Raw genomic sequence first — 6,094 nt, forward strand, 5'->3', positions numbered from 1 at the left:
CCAATCGAAATTTAGATTAGGTCCACCGAAACGCGACTCGTTGACCATGTAGCAAAGCTGATCGAAATTCGACACAACCGTTTTCGTGTCGTAGCGCATTGTGACGGTCAGCGAACTACTGTTACGCACAACTGCAACTAATGGCCCGCCGCGTGTACCGGCGTTAATGTCGAAATAGTATTCATCGTCTTTTTTGCGTACGGTGAATTCCAAACCATTGCGCAGCATTTCTTCAAGAATAGGATGGAACATTTTCATGTACCCCTTTACAGTTTTGATTCGGTGGTGGGCAATCCCAAAACCGTAGAGGCATGCGCTAACGCTGTGTCAACATCGGCACCGGGCGTCATGAGCTGTTCTACGCACTCAGTCAGGCCCAAGCGTTTACGACAATCTGCGTCTTCGGCCAGAACGGCCTGTAAGATAGGCTCAGGGATCGTTAATCCTAAACGCGCTTCCCGGTCTGCCTGCAACTGCTTATCGCGCTCTAAACGCCTTGTACGCTGTTTGGCAGCGAGTGCTAGCCAGCGCCTGCGCATGAATATGTCGCTAGGCGTTTCAAAGTAGAACGGCCCTGTGCCGTCTTCACTCAACAGGTTGCCGAACGTGTTGAATCGGTGCCGCGTGACTTTAGCTTTGTCATGCAAAATCAATTCGACGTGTTCAAAACTGATTTTGTCTTCGGCAATCAAGGTACGCAAAACATCGTAGGCAAATTCGTTTGCAATGGTGATGTGTGCGTCAACACCTTCTTTCAGTTGATTGAAAATCTGCATGGCCTGCGAATCGTTCAGCGCCAAGTTACAGCCGAACGTCGGTGCTTCCACAATGTAAGTGACGGTAATCATTTTTGTGCCATCCTATCTTTCTTTTCTTGAAGGACAACCAAATGGCACACAAGTTTTTCTAGCGTGCTGAAATGGCTGGTGTGCAACGTGTTGTGGCTTTTGCATTCGTAGTGTGTTTTACGTGGAAAGAAGAAACCGCGTTCCTGTCTTTCTTTCACAGTCACATGGATTGGTAACTGTTTTCCTTTGGCAAGGAACGTGTAGGTGTGGACGACTTCGCTTGCATTTCTTTCAACCGCATGGCGGACTTCGTAGCGATGCAGGAAACGTTCGATGGCAAGCTTAGCTTTTGGTTTGTGGAAGTAAGACATTTCAATTCCTTTTGAGTGAAGTAAAGTTCTTCGTTCACATCGTCCATGGTTTTGTTCCAACGATTGAACTCGGCAGTGCTTATCAGTGGTACGTTGTTGGTTTGCCAAAATTCGGTAGATCCCGCAACGCCTGTACCCGCTTTACATTTGCGACGATCTTCGCCCATACGGTCGAGCAATTGCGAACCTATACCTTGCCGCCGATAATCATCCATCACAAAAATAGCAGTGAGGATTTTATTCTTTTTCCGCAACGATTCTGTACGTACGCGTGCCACCAGTGCGCCGACCGCCTTTCCTTTGGCGTAGAACAATTCAATCCTGTACAGGTCGGGTTGTTGCATCGCGTGCTTGTACATAACCTGCATTCCCCAATTTGGGATGTACAGATTTCTGTCGTAGCCGATTTTAGCCTTTTGCTGCGTCGTGAGATTCGTGCTTTGCATGCAACTGTCCTAGTCGTTTGTTCACACAATTCAACGCCTGCACAATTCGCTGTGTGCCAAAAGGCGTATCAATCTGGTTGTAGTATTTCATCATCGCGTTGAAGTAAAGCTCTTCAACAGGCACACCAATTGGATTACAGCCCAGCATTTCGCTTTTGAAATTGATTGCGTCGTCAAGAACCCACAATGACTTTGCAGATTTGCTCAGCATTTCTTCCACGCTGCATTCTACGATGTCGTCAAGCATCGCGTCATACGAATAGCGGTAGCAAGTTCCAAACGCTTTCATCATCAAAAGTGCTTGTATTGCGTTCGTACGAATCTCCGACCAACTGCCCCGCGTGGTAAGCGGAAAGTCGTCGTGCCACTTACCGAAAGCAAACAACGCATTGGCGTAAGGTCGCTTGAACTCTAACGCTTCGTACTGTAGGCGCGCAGGCTTGCCTGTCAGCTCGAAATCAATGCAGTGTGCCAGTTCATGCAGACCCGCTTCCAAAAGGCTGTCAGTCGGCCCCACACGCGTTCCAAACGTACCGTTCTGGTACGCCTTGGCATTGAACGCGAAACGGATGTTAGGGCGGCTGAACCATAGGGGTTCGCGGAACAGATCGCGCTCCACGGTTTCAATTCTAGTTGCCATTGCGGCGTTCCTTTTTGATGTAGACCCGCGCCGTACGCATACTGCGAAACGTCATGTACATATACTCAGAATGTGGCGCATTGATAACCACACCGCGATAGAAACACAACAGGTTCCAATCGTACAACATCGGAACACCCGGCACACGTTGAAACCGTTTTACCAGATTACCAGTTCTTCGCGGCACAATCTCAGAATTGGTTCGAATCGACATGGTTTTCCTTTCCTCATGGCTTTGATTTGTGCGTGTCGCTCTTCAGGATAAAGCAGACCCGCGTGCAAACGTTTACTACGCTTTTGCTGCTCTACCATTCTTGCGATTTGTTCACGTGCCCAACGTCGCCCAAGTTCCCCCATGTAATCTGCGCCGACGATAATAATCCTCTCATGCGCGGCTTTTTGCGTATGCACTTGTACTTTCCTTTTCGCATAGCTTTAATCGACTTGTGACGTTCTGCACCCAGCAGACCATTATCGGCGCGCTTGAAGTTCGTGCACATACGGTCGCCGATTTGTTTTTGCAAACCACCAATCCAGTTTTTGAACTTTTGGTTTTCTTCTTGCAGTTTATCGGCGTATGCAGCGTAATGGACATCGCCCGTCAGGAATTCAACAGACAAGCCCAACGACTCTACAAGGCGCTTGCTGATTTCGTCGTACTTCGCGGTAGCACCGTCAACGAAATCACCGCACACCAGAATTTGAATCTTTTCTTCGCTACTCATTTGCGCTTCTTCTTTTTCTTCGGTTTGACTGGTGCGTCTTCGATCCAATTATGGCAACATTCGCCACAGAAAAAATACTCTTCAGCACCGCCAACCTTTTCTTGATGTTGCCCACAGCTAGGGCAATAAACAAAACGCCAACTCATTTTGTGACCTCTGTAGTCAGGCGCCGATTGCGAAAGTGCCAGTGTAGCCGTACACCTTTTCTTTCGGATCGAGAAAGTCGATTGAGTAAATTGTATACGACGGGAAATCACGGAGGAACGCTTGTTTGGCGTCTTCCAGATTGTCGGCCACCACGTGATACAAAAGCTTTTGGCAAACATCCACATCAGAGCGGAACAAATTGCCTTTGTCGTGGTGCAAAACTTCAAACGTAGTTTTCTTGCCGTCTGCTTCGTCGCAAATTTCGTCGAGGGTACGCAGCACGGTCAACACTTCTTCACGACACGCTTTGATACCGGGATTGCCGCCCGCTGCTTCCCACACGTCTTTGATAGAAATGTAATCGGCGTGCAAAACTTTCTGGAAAGCAACCCACTCAACCTGCACACTCGGGTTAGTGAATTTATCGTCGGCGAACGCAAATTGATTTTGCACGCGGGTATCAGAATTGGCGTACTTTGCTTTGTACACCGCCTGAAACATTTCACGGACTGTCTTATACATTTTGCAACTCCACGAAGTCAGCATGGTGAATAGTAAGACGGGTCAGCTCATGTTGCAGCTCGCCATCCAGATATTCGAAATGCGTTTTGATATGGAAGCCATCCGACAATTGTTTGTACGTGTTTTGCGCACGTACCTTGTCTTCCAAGGTGGCACTGTGCAGCACTTGGAACAGAATAACGTCCACGTACTCAACTGCGCAGTTTTCATTCAGTACGTACGTTACATTTGCTACAGTGACTTTTTCAGGCCATTGCTGCGACGAAACGAAATTGACGCCCCATGCAAAACCTTCAGGTGCTGGAATGAATTCACCGGTTTGCGTGCGAATCTCTTTGTACGTTTGCACGGTCGGGTTCACGTCAGCTTTCACAATGAGCGAAGCCGCATACTCATTGTGACGCATCAGCTCTGCATCTTTTGCCAGACACCAGCCTTCGTACGTAGCGGCCAGACGTACATCGTTGTACGAATTGAGGCCGTAGTCGTCAGAGCGGAAATGCATCAAATCCTTTTTGCTGTAGCTCAGCTTACCTTCGTGCACGTACAGGAAATCTTTTTCGAACTCTTCACGACGATCAGGCTTTTTCATTTTTAATTACCTCGGCACAACGATTAAGAATGAATGCGAAAGGCATCCGGTAGTTTTTGCTGCTCTTAACGGTTAACGTGTCTTCAAGAATTGCAGCGACCTTCCCTTCTTGAATTCCCATGTTCTTTACGCTGGTGACAGTCTTGCCATTAATCACCGTGGCAATTCCAACACGGTCGCCAATCCGCAATTCCTTATCAACCATTTTCGTGTATTCCACGTCACGGCTCAACACGGAATAAATCAGTTGGGCAAACGTTTCGTTCGGCGTAAAGAAAATATCGTTTTCGATATCGTGCCAGCCGCTGAAATCATACTCCAGCATTGGCGGCATTTTGCAGCCGCCGTTGTTCATCACGCGAGCTATACCGTCTGCAAGGCTCTGTGCGCCCTTCTCAAGCGATTCAACGTAAGAAGGCATGACCAGCGCATAAAGTTTGTCACCACCCTGTACCCAGCCTTTGCGTGGCGCTACGTCCAATTCGTGAATGACCATAGCGTTATCTTTGCAGAAGGCACGCATATGCATGATGCTGGTAGGCACCTTACCGAATTCGTATTCAGCCGCGCCCATGTAATCGTAGTAACAGACTTCGTTAATACCGCTGATATTTCCTGCCCAGCGAACGGCGATACGAGAAAGGAGGTACGGTGAATATTTGGTTTTCATGATAGTGCCTTACTTTTTGTCTTTCGGATCATACGTGGCAACGATGTCGCTTTCGTCTGCGTCGTCGATGTCTTCTTCTGCATCGTCGTCATCGGCAACCCGATGTAGTTTTGGTTCTGGCGAAACGAAAACCGAATCTTTGCGGGCTTTGAATGTCCAGCCGTAGAAGAGTGAATTCCCTTGGCGGATTGGATCTTCGCTATAACGCATTCCGAACAAATCGAAAAACGCTACACCGTATGTATGCCAGAAAAGCCCCTTCTTTAATTCGCGACCATTGACCTTGGCTTTCTTGTACATCCACAGTTGATAAACGAATGCTTGCAACGCAGCGCGCAGCAACATCCACAGAAACAGCAGAATGAAATATGCGAACACCGCACACACGATGGCGCCGATTGTCATCAGGAATAACGCGGGCCACGAATAGGGAAGCAGACTGTCTAACATTTCATTGTTCCTTAATGAGAAAGCGTTTACCAGAAAATCGCTGGTTCCGTGATACCGGAGACTACAAAGGCTTTAACGGTTTGCAGGCGTTCGTGTTCATCGACGTACGCTTTGTGTGCAGCAGGCCCCGTGTTGCGGTCAACGTCGCTGCAAATGCGATTGTACGAAATGTTCAAACGCTTTTCTTGCGCTTCCACGTAACCCATCAGGTTATCGATTGCGTAAACGCCGACATGATCATGACCGAGGAATTCCGCGTAATCCAGAACGCGAGCAATCACGTCAGTTACGTTTTGTGCGTCGGGCGTTTCTGCTTTGGTCGCGTCGATCTTGTGCCCGAGAATGGTCATGTCGAAATGCTGCGCGCCACCTTTCACCATCAGATGCAAACGACGGATAGGGCCGATTAAGGCCAGCGACAAATCGGCAATGATTACTTTATCCATCGGGATAATTGCCAGTGCAGATTGGTGGCCTACTTTGAGGGCAATATGGGTGTTCATGCTGGTGCTGCTCCTAATTGATTTGTAAGCGGCCTTTCTTTGTGGGCCGCTATGCTAACTGAGTTTCATTGTCCTGTTCGAACAGCGGCTTAAAACCGCTGATAGGTACGAACGAGATTTTGCAACGTGCGATCTTTTGAATGCACGGTGTTGGCGGTGCCATCCACGATAACGAATGGCATTTTGGTACTGAGGCCCACGCGATAAATCAGGTGCTCAACTTTCGCTTGGGTGTTCAGG

The 6,094-nt window shown here is 48.4% G+C and carries 11 protein-coding genes; all 11 read right to left on the bottom strand.

All coding sequences use genetic code 11. The annotated features are described in order from the left end of the window. Window positions 1–258, bottom strand: a 258-nt coding sequence (locus WC052_05660) for a hypothetical protein (protein ID MFA7287120.1), incomplete at its 3' end; no start/stop codon positions are given. 8 nt (window positions 259–266) lie between these two features. Beyond that, complete coding sequence (locus WC052_05665; protein MFA7287121.1) at window positions 267–848, bottom strand: hypothetical protein; 582 nt, start codon at window positions 846–848, stop codon at window positions 267–269. Window positions 849–1,008: 160 nt separating this feature from the next. Further along, window positions 1,009–1,605: a GNAT family N-acetyltransferase gene (locus tag WC052_05670; protein ID MFA7287122.1), complete on the bottom strand. Its 597-nt coding sequence runs from the start codon at window positions 1,603–1,605 to the stop codon at window positions 1,009–1,011. After that, the gene (locus WC052_05675; GenBank protein ID MFA7287123.1) at window positions 1,568–2,245 is read right to left on the bottom strand and encodes a hypothetical protein; all 678 of its coding nucleotides are present in this window, start codon (window positions 2,243–2,245) and stop codon (window positions 1,568–1,570) included. Before WC052_05675 ends, WC052_05670 begins: the two co-directional genes overlap by 38 nt. Beyond that, window positions 2,235–2,459 carry a hypothetical protein gene (locus tag WC052_05680; protein MFA7287124.1) on the bottom strand — a complete coding sequence of 75 codons (225 nt, stop codon included), beginning with the start codon at window positions 2,457–2,459 and terminating at the stop codon, window positions 2,235–2,237. The genes WC052_05675 and WC052_05680 overlap by 11 nt, the downstream gene beginning before the upstream one ends. A 91-nt stretch (window positions 2,460–2,550) precedes the next feature. Continuing rightward, the gene (locus WC052_05685; GenBank protein MFA7287125.1) at window positions 2,551–2,970 is read right to left on the bottom strand and encodes a hypothetical protein; all 420 of its coding nucleotides are present in this window, start codon (window positions 2,968–2,970) and stop codon (window positions 2,551–2,553) included. A 162-nt stretch (window positions 2,971–3,132) separates the two neighbouring features. Beyond that, the gene (locus tag WC052_05690; protein MFA7287126.1) at window positions 3,133–3,639 is read right to left on the bottom strand and encodes a hypothetical protein; all 507 of its coding nucleotides are present in this window, start codon (window positions 3,637–3,639) and stop codon (window positions 3,133–3,135) included. Then, window positions 3,632–4,231: a hypothetical protein gene (locus WC052_05695; protein ID MFA7287127.1), complete on the bottom strand. Its 600-nt coding sequence runs from the start codon at window positions 4,229–4,231 to the stop codon at window positions 3,632–3,634. Before WC052_05695 ends, WC052_05690 begins: the two co-directional genes overlap by 8 nt. Then, window positions 4,218–4,901 (bottom strand): hypothetical protein, encoded by a 684-nt coding sequence (locus WC052_05700; protein MFA7287128.1) that lies wholly within the window; start codon window positions 4,899–4,901, stop codon window positions 4,218–4,220. Before WC052_05700 ends, WC052_05695 begins: the two co-directional genes overlap by 14 nt. Before the next feature lie 9 nt (window positions 4,902–4,910). Next, complete coding sequence (locus tag WC052_05705) at window positions 4,911–5,351, bottom strand: hypothetical protein (protein ID MFA7287129.1); 441 nt, start codon at window positions 5,349–5,351, stop codon at window positions 4,911–4,913. 26 nt (window positions 5,352–5,377) lie between these two features. Further along, entirely contained in the window at window positions 5,378–5,854 is a 477-nt protein-coding gene (locus tag WC052_05710; GenBank protein ID MFA7287130.1) for a hypothetical protein, read from the bottom strand. Between the last annotated feature and the right edge of the window lie 240 nt (window positions 5,855–6,094).

Source organism: Patescibacteria group bacterium, assembly GCA_041675205.1.
Taxonomy (GTDB): domain Bacteria; phylum Patescibacteriota; class Patescibacteriia; order GWA2-46-9; family GWA2-46-9; genus JBAYUF01.

Coding starts and splice junctions, on each gene's coding strand:
- WC052_05665 (MFA7287121.1), bottom strand. CDS start 848: ATGATTACCGTCACTTACATTGTGGAAGCACCGACGTTCGGCTGTAAC.
- WC052_05670 (MFA7287122.1), bottom strand. CDS start 1,605: ATGCAAAGCACGAATCTCACGACGCAGCAAAAGGCTAAAATCGGCTAC.
- WC052_05675 (MFA7287123.1), bottom strand. CDS start 2,245: ATGGCAACTAGAATTGAAACCGTGGAGCGCGATCTGTTCCGCGAACCC.
- WC052_05680 (MFA7287124.1), bottom strand. CDS start 2,459: ATGTCGATTCGAACCAATTCTGAGATTGTGCCGCGAAGAACTGGTAAT.
- WC052_05685 (MFA7287125.1), bottom strand. CDS start 2,970: ATGAGTAGCGAAGAAAAGATTCAAATTCTGGTGTGCGGTGATTTCGTT.
- WC052_05690 (MFA7287126.1), bottom strand. CDS start 3,639: ATGTATAAGACAGTCCGTGAAATGTTTCAGGCGGTGTACAAAGCAAAG.
- WC052_05695 (MFA7287127.1), bottom strand. CDS start 4,231: ATGAAAAAGCCTGATCGTCGTGAAGAGTTCGAAAAAGATTTCCTGTAC.
- WC052_05700 (MFA7287128.1), bottom strand. CDS start 4,901: ATGAAAACCAAATATTCACCGTACCTCCTTTCTCGTATCGCCGTTCGC.
- WC052_05705 (MFA7287129.1), bottom strand. CDS start 5,351: ATGTTAGACAGTCTGCTTCCCTATTCGTGGCCCGCGTTATTCCTGATG.
- WC052_05710 (MFA7287130.1), bottom strand. CDS start 5,854: ATGAACACCCATATTGCCCTCAAAGTAGGCCACCAATCTGCACTGGCA.